Annotated in this window: 14 protein-coding genes; 12 read left to right on the top strand and 2 right to left on the bottom strand. The window is 67.4% G+C overall.

Annotation, left to right across the window (positions count from 1 at the left end; translation table 11 throughout):
• The first annotated feature begins 110 nt into the window (after nucleotides 1–110).
• Both AC0MAZ_RS16195 and AC0MAZ_RS16190 read left to right on the top strand, forming a co-directional pair.
• On the top strand, nucleotides 111–713 hold the full coding sequence (locus AC0MAZ_RS16195) for a cysteine dioxygenase family protein (protein ID WP_475858524.1): 603 nt from the start codon (nucleotides 111–113) through the stop codon (nucleotides 711–713).
• A complete protein-coding gene (locus AC0MAZ_RS16190; RefSeq protein WP_475858523.1) occupies nucleotides 710–2,293 on the top strand; it encodes a rhodanese-related sulfurtransferase in 1,584 nt (527 codons plus the stop codon). The genes AC0MAZ_RS16195 and AC0MAZ_RS16190 overlap by 4 nt, the downstream gene beginning before the upstream one ends.
• A 174-nt stretch (nucleotides 2,294–2,467) precedes the next feature.
• Here AC0MAZ_RS16190 and paaX read toward each other — a convergent pair whose 3' ends face one another.
• Both paaX and paaY read right to left on the bottom strand, forming a co-directional pair.
• The gene (paaX, locus tag AC0MAZ_RS16185) at nucleotides 2,468–3,391 is read right to left on the bottom strand and encodes a phenylacetic acid degradation operon negative regulatory protein PaaX (protein ID WP_475858521.1); all 924 of its coding nucleotides are present in this window, start codon (nucleotides 3,389–3,391) and stop codon (nucleotides 2,468–2,470) included.
• A 59-nt stretch (nucleotides 3,392–3,450) separates the two neighbouring features.
• Nucleotides 3,451–4,050: a phenylacetic acid degradation protein PaaY gene (gene paaY / locus AC0MAZ_RS16180; RefSeq protein WP_203646641.1), complete on the bottom strand. Its 600-nt coding sequence runs from the start codon at nucleotides 4,048–4,050 to the stop codon at nucleotides 3,451–3,453.
• A 341-nt stretch (nucleotides 4,051–4,391) separates the two neighbouring features.
• On the opposite strand from paaY, the gene paaF reads away from it, so the two are divergent.
• The 10 genes from paaF (at nucleotide 4,392) to paaD (ending at nucleotide 13,441) form a co-directional block, all read left to right on the top strand.
• Nucleotides 4,392–5,165, top strand: a complete 774-nt coding sequence (paaF, locus tag AC0MAZ_RS16175) for a 2,3-dehydroadipyl-CoA hydratase PaaF (RefSeq protein WP_475858519.1) — start codon at nucleotides 4,392–4,394, stop codon at nucleotides 5,163–5,165.
• Nucleotides 5,166–5,196: 31 nt separating this feature from the next.
• Nucleotides 5,197–5,991, top strand: a complete 795-nt coding sequence (gene paaG / locus AC0MAZ_RS16170) for a 2-(1,2-epoxy-1,2-dihydrophenyl)acetyl-CoA isomerase PaaG (protein WP_232856187.1) — start codon at nucleotides 5,197–5,199, stop codon at nucleotides 5,989–5,991.
• Nucleotides 5,992–5,993: 2 nt separating this feature from the next.
• Entirely contained in the window at nucleotides 5,994–7,511 is a 1,518-nt protein-coding gene (paaH, locus tag AC0MAZ_RS16165) for a 3-hydroxyacyl-CoA dehydrogenase PaaH (protein WP_475858517.1), read from the top strand.
• Complete coding sequence (paaI, locus tag AC0MAZ_RS16160) at nucleotides 7,504–7,953, top strand: hydroxyphenylacetyl-CoA thioesterase PaaI (protein WP_203646647.1); 450 nt, start codon at nucleotides 7,504–7,506, stop codon at nucleotides 7,951–7,953. Before paaH ends, paaI begins: the two co-directional genes overlap by 8 nt.
• The gene (gene pcaF, locus AC0MAZ_RS16155; protein WP_475858515.1) at nucleotides 7,946–9,166 is read left to right on the top strand and encodes a 3-oxoadipyl-CoA thiolase; all 1,221 of its coding nucleotides are present in this window, start codon (nucleotides 7,946–7,948) and stop codon (nucleotides 9,164–9,166) included. The genes paaI and pcaF overlap by 8 nt, the downstream gene beginning before the upstream one ends.
• A gap of 94 nt (nucleotides 9,167–9,260) precedes the next feature.
• The gene (paaK, locus tag AC0MAZ_RS16150; RefSeq protein ID WP_475858513.1) at nucleotides 9,261–10,580 is read left to right on the top strand and encodes a phenylacetate--CoA ligase PaaK; all 1,320 of its coding nucleotides are present in this window, start codon (nucleotides 9,261–9,263) and stop codon (nucleotides 10,578–10,580) included.
• A 283-nt stretch (nucleotides 10,581–10,863) separates the two neighbouring features.
• Nucleotides 10,864–11,853: a 1,2-phenylacetyl-CoA epoxidase subunit PaaA gene (gene paaA, locus AC0MAZ_RS16145; protein WP_234561645.1), complete on the top strand. Its 990-nt coding sequence runs from the start codon at nucleotides 10,864–10,866 to the stop codon at nucleotides 11,851–11,853.
• Between the two features lie 28 nt (nucleotides 11,854–11,881).
• Nucleotides 11,882–12,163, top strand: a complete 282-nt coding sequence (gene paaB / locus AC0MAZ_RS16140; protein WP_011533969.1) for a 1,2-phenylacetyl-CoA epoxidase subunit PaaB — start codon at nucleotides 11,882–11,884, stop codon at nucleotides 12,161–12,163.
• Between the two features lie 8 nt (nucleotides 12,164–12,171).
• Complete coding sequence (gene paaC / locus AC0MAZ_RS16135) at nucleotides 12,172–12,930, top strand: 1,2-phenylacetyl-CoA epoxidase subunit PaaC (protein WP_475858512.1); 759 nt, start codon at nucleotides 12,172–12,174, stop codon at nucleotides 12,928–12,930.
• The gene (paaD, locus tag AC0MAZ_RS16130; protein WP_232856182.1) at nucleotides 12,917–13,441 is read left to right on the top strand and encodes a 1,2-phenylacetyl-CoA epoxidase subunit PaaD; all 525 of its coding nucleotides are present in this window, start codon (nucleotides 12,917–12,919) and stop codon (nucleotides 13,439–13,441) included. Before paaC ends, paaD begins: the two co-directional genes overlap by 14 nt.
• Nucleotides 13,442–13,450 lie beyond the last annotated feature (9 nt).

The following is a 13,450-nucleotide window of genomic DNA, read 5'->3' as shown; positions in this document are numbered from 1 at the left end:
TCTTAATTCGCATAATAAATATCTGGAAAAATACGCAACAAGAATAATACCTTTTCCCTCGCCACGGTAGCGCCCGGCGCTGCCTCATCTCATGGACATCGAGGGAACCCATGTCTCAAACGCCCAACCTCGGACGGCTACGCGGCTTCATCGGCGAGCTGGCCGACCTCCTCGCCCAGGCGCCGGACGAGCCGCGCCTGCTCGACCACGGCGCGCGGCTGCTGCGCGACCTGGTCAGTGTCGACGACTGGCTGCCGGACGACTACGCCCGGCCCAACCCGGAGCGCTACCAGCAATACCTGCTGCACGCCGATTCCAGCCAGCGCTTCTCCATCGTCAGTTTCGTCTGGGGGCCGGGGCAGGAAACCCCGGTGCACGACCACCGTACCTGGGGGCTGATCGGCATGCTGCGCGGCAGCGAGATCAGCCAGGGCTATGCCCTGGCGCAGGATGGCCTGCAGCAGGAGGGGCCGGCCGAACGACTGGAGCCCGGCCAGGTGATCGCGGTGTCGCCGCGCATCGGCGACCTGCACCAGGTGCGCAACGCCCATGCCGACCGCACCTCCATCAGCATCCATGTCTACGGCGCCAATATCGGCGCGGTGCGGCGTGCGGTGTACACCGCCGAGGGCACAGAGAAGCCCTTCATTTCCGGCTATTCCAACAGCTACCTGCCCAACCTCTGGGATCTGACGAAAGAGAACCGCGCATGAGCCAGGCCACCCACCGCAGCTACCACGCCATCCGCACCGCCCTCCTTGCCGGCCAGGAGCTGGCCTTGCTCGATGTCCGCGAGGAAGACCCGTTCGCCCAGGCCCATCCGTTGTTCGCCGCCAATGTGCCGCTGTCACGCCTGGAGCTGGAGATCTACGCCCGAGTGCCACGCCGTGACACGCCCCTCACCGTCTACGACGACGGCGAAGGCCTGGCGTCGACCGCCGCGCAGCGCCTGCTCAGCCTCGGCTACACCGACGTGGCGCTGCTCGAAGGCGGCCTGGCCGGCTGGCGCCAAGCGGGCGGCGAACTGTTCCGCGATGTCAATGTACCGAGCAAGGCCTTTGGCGAACTGGTCGAGGCCGAACGCCATACGCCCTCGTTGGCTGCCGAAGAGGTCAAGGCGCTGCTGGACGCCAACGCCGATGTGGTGGTGCTGGATGCCCGCCGCTTCGACGAATACCAGACCATGAGCATCCCCGGCGGCATCAGCGTGCCCGGCGCCGAACTGGTGCTGCGCGTGGCGGAACTGGCCCCCGATCCGGCCACCCGGGTGATCGTCAACTGCGCCGGGCGCACCCGCAGCATCATCGGCACCCAGTCGCTGGTCAATGCCGGTATTCCCAACCCGGTGGCGGCCCTGCGCAACGGCACCATCGGCTGGACCCTCGCCGGGCAGACGCTGGAGCAAGGCCAGTCGCGCCGTTTCCGCGCCGTGACCGCCGCCACCCGTGACAGCGCCGCGCAACGCGCCCGCCAGGTGGCCGACCGTGCCGGTGTGGCGCGCATCGATCTGGCAGGCCTGCGCCGATGGCAGGCCGAAGCGCAGCGCACCACCTACCTGTTCGATGTGCGCACGCCAGAGGAGTTTGCCCTGGGCCACCTGCCCGGCGCCCGCTCCACGCCCGGTGGCCAGTTGGTGCAGGAGACCGACCATGTCGCCAGTGTACGCGGCGCGCGCCTGGTGCTGGCGGACGACGATGGCGTGCGCGCCAACATGAGCGCGTCGTGGCTGGCCCAGATGGACTGGGAGGTGGCGGTGCTCGATGGGTTGTCGTCGGACGACTTCACGCAAACCGGTGCCTGGGTCGCCCCCGTGCCGACGCCGCCCCAGGTCGAAACCATCAGCCCCGCCCTCCTCGCCGACTGGCTATCGGAGCCGGATACCCAGGTACTGGACCTCACCACCAGCGCCAACCATGTCAGGCAGCATATTCCCGGTGCCGTATGGGCGCTGCGCAGCCAGCTGAAGAAAGTACTGGCCTCATTGCCAGCAGCACGGCACTTCGTCCTGACCTGCGGCTCGAGCCAGCTGGCGCGCTATGCCGCGCCGGAGGTGGCGGCGCTGAGCGGCAAGTCGGTGTTCGTGCTTGAAGGCGGCAACAGCGCCTGGAGTGCCGAAGGGCTGGCGACCGAGCAAGGCGAGCAGCGCCTGGGCGCGCCGCGCATCGATCGCTATCGACGTCCCTATGAAGGCACCGACAATCCGCGGGAGGCGATGCAGGGGTATCTGGATTGGGAGTTCGGGTTGGTGGACCAGTTGGGGCGGGATGGGACCCATGGGTTCTTTGTGATCTGAAGAAAAAACACCCGACTATCGGCCCTGTGCTGTCGATTGCGCGGCTGGCGCGCACCCTGTGGGAGCGGCTTTAGCCGCGAAGCAAGCGACGCGGTGGATGGCACCGGCTTTGCCGGTGTTCGCGGCTAAAGCCGCTCCTACAGGTCCCTGCTGAACCCATCAGTTAGGTGCCGCTCAGCCAAGCCCGCCAAAGCGTCGATAGTAACTCTCGTTGGCATCCGGCAACGGCCCATCCGCCGTTTCCAGCGCGCAGGCCAGGTATTCCTCCGCCCTGCCCTGCACCAGCCGGTACAGGTTGCGGCACAGCTGCCGCGCCGCGCGCCCTTCCCAGTCACCCGGCAACAGCTCGTCCGGCAGTTGCGGATCACGCAGCAGCAGGCGGCGGTATTCATGGATCAGCAGCGTGCGCGCCAGGAAACAATCCTGCGGGCTCGGCGCCTCGAGGTCCTTCATGGCCTGCCACAGCGGGCGGAACAGGCGGATGAACTCGCTGTAGTGCTGGCCCAGCTCCTCGATGTTCCAGCTTTCCCGCACCTGGGCGCGCAGGGCCTTGGAGGCCAGCACTTCCTGGGCGAGGGTTTCGAAGACGATGCAGTCGTCCTCGGCGTCCTGCTCGCGCAGGGTCGCGGCGAGGTCGGCGCGGTCGGTGCGCGGGCAGCCCAGCAGGTTCGTGCCCATGGCGCCGAAGCCCTGCCATTCCAGCTCTTCGCGCACGGCCTTGCGCTTGCCGGCGTCGAGCTGCGCCAGCAGCACCAGGGTCCAGGCGCCGTTCCAGGCCGGCAGGCTGGCGCTGTAGACGCGCTTGAAGGCTTTCTCGAAACGCCGCCGACCGGTGCCGGTCAGGCTGTAGTAGCTGCGCCGGCCGACTTTCTCGGCGGTCAGCCAGCCTTCCTTGGTCAGGCGGAAGATCGAGGTACGGATCAGCCGCTCGTTGATGCCCATCGGCTCCAGCAGGTTGATCAGGCTGCCCAGCCAGACCGTACCGCCATGGGGTTCGATGGCATCGCCGTACAGGGTGATGATCAGGGAGCTTGCGCGGATCGGCGTCTGCTCCTGGAAACGGGTGATCAGGTGGTTCAGGGGGGCAAGGCTGCTCATGGGGGAACGAGGCGCGGCTAAAGCCTCGACTATACCTGCCTGCCGCGACCGCGCAAGGCTCATGCGCCGCCCTCGGCCTTGGGCCGGAAGCCGGAGTCGCACATGCGTGGGCGGTCCGCTTCGGGCGCGGTCAGCGGTGGGCACTCCACCAGCGCGGTCATGCAGCGCCGGGCCAGGCTGTGGTATTCGGCAGTGCCGCGCTGTTTCCAGGCCAGCTCCTGGTCGCTGATCGGGCGCTTGACCTCGGCCGGCGCGCCGACCACCAGGCACTGTTCCGTACACGTGAATCCCGCCTTGACGAAGGCCGTGGCGGCGACGATGCAGCGTGGGGCGATATGCGCGCCGTCCATGACCACCGCGTTCATGCCGACCAGGGCGTCCTCGCCTATCCGACAGCCGTGCAGCACGGCGCCATGGCCGATATGGCCGTTGCGCTCGACCACTGTGTCGGCGCCGGGGAAACCGTGCATCACGCAGGTGTCCTGCAGGTTCGCGCCCTCTTCCAGGATTATTCGCCCGAAATCGCCGCGCAGCGAAGCCAGGGGGCCGATGTAGCAGTTGGGGCCGATCAACACGTCGCCGATCAGCACGGCGCTGGGGTGTACGTAGGCGCTGGGATGAACCACTGGGGTCAGGCCGTCGAGGCGATAGCAGGGCATGGGTTTGGCTCTCAATATGATTCAGTTGATCAAGCGATCCTGTATCAGATCAAATCACTTCGTCAATGCCTTGCTGGTGTATCGCTTTCCTCACAAAGCGTCAGCACAGTGATGACCTAATCGCTGGGCAAGCCAGCACCAACAAATGGCTACAACAGCGAGACAGCCTGGGAGCGGGCTTGCCCCGCGATAGCGTCGCTCGCCTCAAATATAGATACGTAATTACAATTTCAATGTTGATTTTACGTATCACTTTGAACATATACTTGCCCCAGCACCACGAACAATTCCAAGAAAAGCCGGCCCCAGCCGGCGCCGAACGTGCAGCCTGAGGTACCCCCATGCCAAGCAACCTCATCGTGCAGGCCCCGGCGGACGGCGTCCGCCTGATCACCCTGCACCGCCCGCAAGCCCTCAACGCCCTGAACACGGCGCTGCTGGAAGAGCTGGCCGAACAACTGGACGCCGCCGACCAGGACCCGCAGATCCGCGCCGTGGTCATCACCGGCAGCCAAAAGGCCTTCGCCGCCGGCGCCGATATCAACGAAATGGCCCAGCGCGACCTGGTCGGCATCCTCAACGACCCGCGCGTGGCCCACTGGCAGCGCATCGCCGGCTTTGGCAAACCGCTGATCGCCGCCGTCAACGGCTTCGCCCTCGGCGGCGGCTGCGAACTGGTGATGTGCGCCGACATCGTCATCGCCGGCAGCGACGCCCGTTTCGGCCAGCCGGAAATCAACCTCGGCATCATCCCCGGCGCCGGCGGCACCCAGCGCCTGCTGCGCGCCGTGGGCAAGCCGCTGGCCATGCAGATGGTCCTCGGCGGCGAAGCCATCGACGCCCGTCACGCCCTGCAGGCAGGCCTGGTCGGCGAAGTCACCCAGCCCGAACTCACCGTCGAGCGCGCCCTGCAGGTGGCCGCCGCCATCGCCGCCAAGGCACCGCTGGCGGTGCGCCTGGCCAAGGAGGCGCTGCTCAAGGCCCAGGACATGGACCTGGCCTGCGGCCTGCGCTTCGAACGCCACGCCTTCACCCTGCTGGCCGGCACCGCCGACCGCGACGAGGGTATCCGCGCCTTCCAGGCCAAACGCCCGGCCCGATTCCAAGGGCTGTAAGCCTTCCACCGACTGACGGAGCGAGCCAGTCATGTCCTTCCAGCACATCCTGTTTTCCATCGGCGACGACGGCGTCGCCCTGCTTTCGCTGAACCGGCCCGAGCAGCTCAACAGCTTCAACAGCGCCATGCACCTGGAAGTGCGCGAGGCGCTGAAGCAGGTACGCCAGAGCGAAACCGCCCGGGTGCTGCTGCTGACCGGCGAAGGCCGTGGCTTCTGCGCAGGCCAGGACCTGGCCGACCGCAATGTCGCCCCCGGCGCCGAGCTGCCTGACCTGGGCCAGTCCATCGAGCAGTTCTACAACCCGCTGGTGCGCAGTCTGCGCGACCTGCCGCTGCCGGTGATCTGCGCGGTCAACGGCGTGGCCGCCGGCGCCGGGGCCAACCTGCCGCTGGCCTGCGACCTGGTGCTGGCGGCGCGCTCGGCGAGCTTCATCCAGGCGTTCTGCAAGATCGGCCTGGTGCCGGACTCCGGCGGCACCTGGCTGCTGCCGCGCCTGGTCGGCATGGCCCGGGCCAAGGCGCTGGCCCTGCTCGGTGAGCGCCTGAGCGCCGAGCAGGCCGAGCAATGGGGGCTGATCCACCGGGTGGTGGACGATGCCGCGCTGCGCGACGAAGCGCTCAAGCTCGCCCGCCACCTGGCGACCCAGCCCACCTATGGCCTGGCCCTGATCAAGCGCGCCCTCAACCAGAGCTTCGACAACCGCTTCGACCAACAGCTGGAACTGGAGCGCGACCTGCAACGCCTGGCTGGGCGCAGCGAGGACTACCGCGAGGGCGTCGGCGCCTTCATGAACAAACGCACAGCTGTGTTCAAGGGGCGCTGACCATGGCCGCACTCGACAACAACGCCCTGGTGGCAGTGATCGGCGCCGGCGCCATGGGGGCTGGTATCGCCCAGGTGGCGGCCCAGGCCGGCCACCCGGTACGCCTGTATGACAACCGCCCCGGCGCCGCCGCGCAGGCCATCGAGGGTATCGACCGACAGCTCGGCCGCTTGGTGGAGAAAGGTAGGCTTACCCCCGACACCCGCAGCACCATCCGCGCTCGCCTGCAACCGATCGACAGCCTCGCCGACCTGGCCGATGCCCGCCTGGTGATCGAGGCCATCGTCGAAAGCCTGCCGATCAAGCAGGAGCTGCTGCGCCAGCTTGAAGCCCACTGCGCCGACGACTGCATCCTGGCCAGCAACACCTCGTCACTGTCGATCACCAGCCTTGCCGCCGGGCTCCGGCACCCGCAACGGGTGATCGGCATGCATTTCTTCAACCCGGCACCGCTGATGGCGCTGGTGGAGGTCGTGTCCGGACTGGCCACGGCGCCGACATTGGCGAGCACCCTGTACGACACCGCCCGCAACTGGGGCAAGCAACCGGTGCACACCCGTTCGACGCCAGGCTTTATCGTCAACCGCGTGGCTCGGCCCTTCTACGCCGAAAGCCTGCGCCTGCTGCAAGAAGGCGCCGCCGACTGCGCCACCCTCGATGCCCTGCTACGCGACGCCGGAGGCTTTCGCATGGGCGCCTTCGAGCTGACCGACCTGATCGGCCATGACGTCAACTACGCGGTGACCTGCTCGGTGTTCGAGGCGTTCTATGGCGACTTCCGCTTCCAGCCATCGCTGGTGCAAAAAGAGCTGGTCGACGCCGGGCGCCTCGGGCGCAAGACCGGCCAGGGCTTCTATAGCTACGCCGAAGGCGCCGAGCGGCCAGCGCCTGCGGCACTCACCAGCCAGGCGCCTGTCGAGCGCTGCACGGTGGAAGGTGACCTCGGTGTCCTGCGGCCCCTGGTCGAGCGCCTGCGCGCCAAGGGTATCGACGTCACCGAGCGCGCTGGCAGCGGCCTGCTGCGGGTGAGAGACGCCACCCTGGCGCTTTCCGATGGCCGCCTGGCCAGCCAGCGCGCCCGCGAGGACGGTTTGCGCAACCTGGTGCTGCTGGACCTGGCCCTGGACTACACCAGCGCCACGCGCCTGGCCATCAGTCACGGCGCCGAGTGCAGTGCCGAGGCCCTGGACCAGGCCGTTGCCCTGCTCGCCTGGGCCGGCTTGAGCGCCTGCCCGGTGGCCGACCTGCCCGGCCTGGTGGTGCTGCGCACCGTGGCCATGCTCGCCAACGAAGCCGCTGACGCCGTGCTGCAAGGCGTCGGCACGCCCGGCGACATCGACCTGGCCATGCGCGCCGGGGTCAACTACCCGCGCGGCCCGCTGGCCTGGGCCGACGACCTGGGGGTCGGCTACACCCTGAACGTGCTCGACAACCTGCAACGCAGCTACGGCGAGGAACGTTATCGCCCGTCCCTGCTGCTGCGCCGCACCCACGCCGAAGGAGGCCGCCTGCATGGCTGAACAATCCGCACACACCCTGGCCCGCGCCTGCGCCCAGGCCATGTTCGCCCGCGACGCCGCCAGCCAGGGCCTGGGCATCGAACTGCTCGACGCCGGCCCAGGCAGCGCCCGGCTGGGCATGCGCGTGCGCGCCGACATGCTCCAGGGCCACGGCACCTGCCACGGCGGCTACCTGTTCGCCCTGGCCGACTCGGCCTTCGCTTTTGCCTGCAACAGCTACGATGAAGCGGCCGTGGCCCTGGGTTGCAGCATCGACTATGTGGCGCCGGCACGCCTGGGCGATCAGTTGCTGGCCACCGCCAGCGAGCAGAGCCGCAAGGGCCGTACCGGCAACTACGACGTGCGCATCGAGAACCAGCAGGGCGAGCTGATCGCCCTGTTCCACGGCAAATCCTACAAAGTGCGCGGCACCGTGCTGTCGCCGGAGACCTCCCATGACTGACGCCACCCTGCCCCACGCGCTGATCATCGATGCCGTGCGCACGCCCATCGGCCGCTATGGCGGCGCCCTGTCCAGCGTGCGCCCCGATGACCTTGCCGCAGTGCCGATCAAGGCGCTGATGGCGCGCCATCCCGATTTGGACTGGGCGGCCGTGGACGATGTCATCCTTGGCTGCGCCAACCAGGCCGGCGAAGACAACCGCAACGTCGCGCGCATGGCCGGCCTGCTGGCCGGGCTGCCGATCGAGGTGCCCGGCACCACCCTCAACCGTCTGTGCGGCTCGGGCCTGGACGCCATCGGCAACGCCGCCCGCGCCCTGCGCTGCGGCGAGGCCGGGCTGATGCTGGCCGGCGGCGTCGAATCGATGTCGCGGGCGCCCTTCGTCATGGGCAAGTCGGAACAGGCCTTCGGCCGCAGCGCGCAGCTGTTCGACACCACTATCGGCTGGCGTTTCGTCAATCCGCTGATGCAGGCGCACTACGGTATCGACTCGATGCCCGAGACCGCCGAGAACGTCGCCGAGCGCTTCGCCATCTCCCGCGAGGACCAGGACGCCTTCGCCCTGCGCAGCCAGCTCAAGGCCGCCGCCGCCCAGGCCAATGGCCGCTTGGCCCGGGAGATCGTCGCGGTGCAGATCCCCCAGCGCAAAGGCCCGGCCAAGCGCATCGAGCAGGACGAACATCCCCGTGGCGACACCACCCTGGAACAGCTGGCGCGCCTGGGCACGCCGTTTCGCGACGGTGGCAGCGTCACCGCCGGCAATGCCTCGGGGGTCAACGACGGCGCCTGCGCCCTGCTCCTGGCCAGCCCCGCGGCAGCCCGGCGACATGGCCTCAAGGCTCGCGGCCGGGTCCTTGGCCTCGCGGTGGCGGGCGTCGAGCCGCGACTGATGGGCATCGGCCCGGTGCCGGCCACCCGCAAGGTACTGGAACTGACCGGCCTGTCCCTGGCCGACATGGACGTGATCGAACTCAACGAAGCCTTCGCCGCCCAGGGCCTGGCCGTGCTGCGCGAGTTGGGCCTGGACGACGACGATCCCCGGGTCAACCCCAACGGCGGCGCCATCGCCCTGGGCCACCCGCTGGGCATGAGCGGCGCACGGCTGGTCACCACCGCCCTGCACCAGCTGGAGCAGACCGGCGGCCACTACGCCCTGTGCACCATGTGCATCGGCGTCGGCCAGGGCATCGCCCTGGTGCTCGAACGCCTCTGATCAGCCGCCAGAGACGCCAAGCGACGCGGGCAGTATGCTGCCTGCCATGACACTCAGGGCTTCGGCCCACGACAAGAACAACTCGAGTGAAACCATGAACCTCTACCACGATGCCGACCGCGCCCTGCTCGACCCGATGGAAACCGCCAGCCTCGACGCGCTGCGCCAGCACCAGCTGGAGCGCCTGCGCTGGAGCCTGAACCACGCCTACGCCAATGTGCCGCTGTATCGTCAGCGCTTCGACGCCTGCGGCGCCCATCCCGACGACCTGAATTCGCTGGACGACCTGGCGAAGTTCCCCTTCACCGGCAAGAACGACCTGCGCGACAACTACCCCTACGGCATGTTCGCCGTGCCCCAGGACCAGGTGGTGCGCCTGCACGCCTCCAGCGGCACCACCGGCAAGCCGACGGTGGTCGGCTACACCCAGAACGACATCGACACCTGGGCCAACGTGGTGGCGCGCTCGATCCGCGCCGCTGGCGGGCGTCGTGGCGACAAGGTGCATGTGTCCTATGGCTACGGCCTGTTCACCGGCGGCCTGGGCGCGCACTACGGCGCCGAGCGCCTGGGCTGCACGGTGATCCCCATGTCCGGCGGCCAGACCGAGAAGCAGGTGCAGCTGATCCGCGACTTCCAGCCGGACATCATCATGGTCACCCCTTCGTACATGCTCAACCTGGCCGACGAGATCGAGCGCCAGGGCATCGACCCGCACGACCTCAAGCTGCGCCTGGGCATCTTCGGCGCCGAACCCTGGACCGACGAACTGCGCCGCTCCATCGAGCAGCGCCTGGGCATCGACGCACTGGATATCTACGGACTGTCGGAAATCATGGGCCCGGGCGTGGCCATGGAATGCCTCGAGACCAAGGATGGCCCGACCATCTGGGAGGACCACTTCTACCCCGAGATCATCGACCCGGTCAGCGGCGACGTGCTGCCGGACGGCCAGCTTGGCGAGCTGGTGTTCACCTCGTTGAGCAAGGAGGCATTGCCGATGGTGCGCTACCGCACCCGTGACCTGACCCGCCTGCTGCCCGGCACGGCGCGGCCGATGCGGCGCATTGGCAAGATCACCGGGCGCAGCGACGACATGCTGATCATCCGCGGGGTCAATGTGTTCCCCACGCAGATCGAGGAACAGGTGCTCAAGATAAAACAGCTTTCAGAGCTTTATGAGATACATCTGTATCGCAATGGCAACCTCGACAGCGTCGACGTGCATGTGGAACTGCGCAGCGACAGCCAGTACCTCGACGAGGGCCAGCGCAAGCAGGTGGTGGGCGAGCTGGCGCGGCAGATCAAGACCTATATCGGTATCAGCACGCAGGTCCAGTTGCAGCCTTGCGGCACGCTGAAACGTTCGGAGGGCAAGGCTTGTCATGTGTATGACAAGCGGTTGGCTGGCTGACGGCAAGCGCTGAGAAGGAAGCCCCGGCATGGTCCGGGGCTTTTTTTGGCCTGAATTTCACATCCCCTGTGGGAGCGGGTTTACCCGCGAATCAGGCGCCGCAGTGGATGGCACCGGCTCTGCCGGTGTTCGCGGGTAAACCCGCTCCCACAGGGATCACTGCTGCTTGACTGGAACGTGATACATAATTCTTATTCGATACATCAAATACTGTTTGATGTTGTGTTTTGTATCGCTTATAAATGACCCACGCCCCAAGCAGCCCACAACCGGGAGCCTGAACATGTACGCACAGCTCGTAGAAACCGGCGTCAAGCGCCTCAAGTCCCTGGAGGAGATGTCGCCCGAAGAGCGCGCCTTCCAGGAGAAGATCGACGCCGAAATAAAGATCGAAGCCAAGAACTGGATGCCCGAGGCCTACCGCCAGACCCTCATCCGCCAGATCTCCCAGCATGCCCACTCGGAAATCGTCGGCATGCTCCCGGAAGGCAACTGGGTCACCCGCGCCCCGTCGCTCAAGCGCAAGCTGCAGCTGATGGCCAAGATCCAGGACGAAGCCGGCCACGGCCTGTACCTGTACAGCGCCATGGAAACCCTCGGCGCCGACCGCGACGAAGAGATCGCCAAGCTGCACAGTGGCAAGGCCAAGTACTCGAGCATCTTCAACTACCCGACCCTGAGCTGGGCCGACATGGGCGCGGTGGGCTGGCTGGTGGACGGCGCGGCGATCGTCAACCAGGTGGTGCTGCAGCGCACCTCCTACGGCCCCTACTCCCGCGCCATGATCCGCATCTGCAAGGAAGAGAGCTTCCACCAGCGCCAGGGCTACGAGCTGCTGCTGACCATGATGCGCCACGGCACCCAGGCGCAGAAGGACATGGTCCAGGACGCCATCGACCGCCTGTGGTGGCCGGCGCTGATGATGTTCGGCCCCAGCGACGAGCATTCCCCCAACAGCGCCCAATCCATGGCCTGGAAGATCAAGCGCCAGACCAACGACGAACTGCGCCAGCGCTTCATCGACCAGACCGTGCCCCAGCTCGAACTGCTCGGCTGCACCGCGCCGGACCCCGCGCTCAAGTGGAACGAGGCCCGTGGCCACTACGACTTCGGCGAGATCCAGTGGGATGAGTTCTACGAAGTGATCAAGGGCAACGGCCCGTGCAACCAGGAACGCCTGGCCACCCGGCGCACCGCCATCGAAAGCGGTGCCTGGGTGCGCGAGGCCGCCGTGGCCTATGCCCGCAAGCAACAGAACAAGAACGCCGCCTGAAGCGGCGAATGATGCGGAGATACCCCCAATGTCTGTCTGGACCCTGTTCGAAGTCTTCGTGCGCAGCAAGCACGGCCTGAACCACAAGCACGTCGGCAGCGTGCACGCCGCCGACGCCGCCATGGCCATCGAGAATGCCCGCGAGCTGTACACCCGCCGCAGCGAGGGGGTGAGCCTGTGGGTGGTGCCCTCGGCGCTGATCACCGCCTCCTCTCCTGACGAGAAGGATCCGCTGTTCGCCCCGGCGGATGACAAGGTCTATCGCCACGCCAGCTTCTACGAGCTGCCGGCAGAAGTCGGACACATGTGAGGCGCGCCATGCACAAGCAAGCATTGATTCAATACCTGCTGCTGCTCGGCGACAGCGCCCTGGTCCAGGGCCAGCGCCTGTGCGAGTGGTGCGGCAAGGCCCCGGCGCTGGAGGAAGAACTGGCGCTGATGAACGTCGGCCTCGATCTGGTCGGCCAGGCGCGCAACTGGCTGGACTATGCCGCCGAACTGCAGGACGACGGCCGCGATGCCGACGCCCTGGTCTTCCGCCGCGACGAGCGCGCCTACCGCAACCTGCTGCTGGTCGAACAGCCCAACGGCGACTATGCCGTGACGATGCTCAAGCAGTTCCTCTACGACGCCTGGCACCACGCTGTGCTTGACGGTCTGTGTGCCTCGAACGATGAGCGCATCGCCGGTATCGCCGCCAAGGCCCTGAAGGAGGTGACCTACCACCTGCGCCGCTCAGGCGAATGGGTGCAGCGCCTGGGCGGCGGCACCGAAGAGAGCCGCCAGCGCATGCTCGAGGCCATCCCCGTGCTGTGGCGCTTCACCGTCGAGCTGACGGTCGCCAGCGACAGTGAAGTGCAACTGGCCCAGGCCGGCATCGCCGCCCACCCGGCGCAGGTCGCCCAGCGCTGGCACGCCACGGTGGAAACGATCTTCGCCTCGATCGAGCTGCCGCTGCCCAAAGCCGCCAGCCACTTCTACCTGGACGGGCGCAAGGGCCTGCACACCGAGCACCTGGGCCTGCTGCTGGCCGAGATGCAGTTCCTGCCGCGAGCCTACCCCGATGCGACCTGGTGAGCTGATCGCGGGTGACCGCGGCGCCCGCGCCCTGCGCGACGGCGACCTGGCCCAGGCCTGGGCGGTGCTGGCCGAGGTGATGGACCCGGAGGTACCGGTGGTCAGCGTGGTCGACTTAGGTGTCGTGCGCGACCTCGACTGGCGCGCCGGCCACTTGCACCTGGTGGTCACCCCGACCTACTCCGGCTGCCCGGCCACCGAGGTGATCGAGGGCGATATCCGCCAGGCGCTGGAACAGGCCGGGTTCGCCGAGCCCGCGCTGGAGCGCAGGCTTACCCCGGCCTGGAGCACCGACTGGATCAGCGACCAGGGCCGCGAGCGCCTGCGCGCCTACGGCATCGCACCGCCCGTCGGCAGTGCCAGCCTGCGGGGGGCCTCGCCCACGGTGTGCTGCCCGCAATGCGCAAGTAGCGATACCGAACTGCTCAGCCAGTTCGGCTCCACCGCCTGCAAGGCCCTGTACCGCTGCCGTGCGTGCCTGGAGCCGTTCGACTATTTCAAATGCCTTTGAGCCGTGGAG

This window comes from Pseudomonas sp. A (genome assembly GCF_056270345.1).
This window is presented reverse-complemented; position numbering and strand designations above follow the sequence as displayed.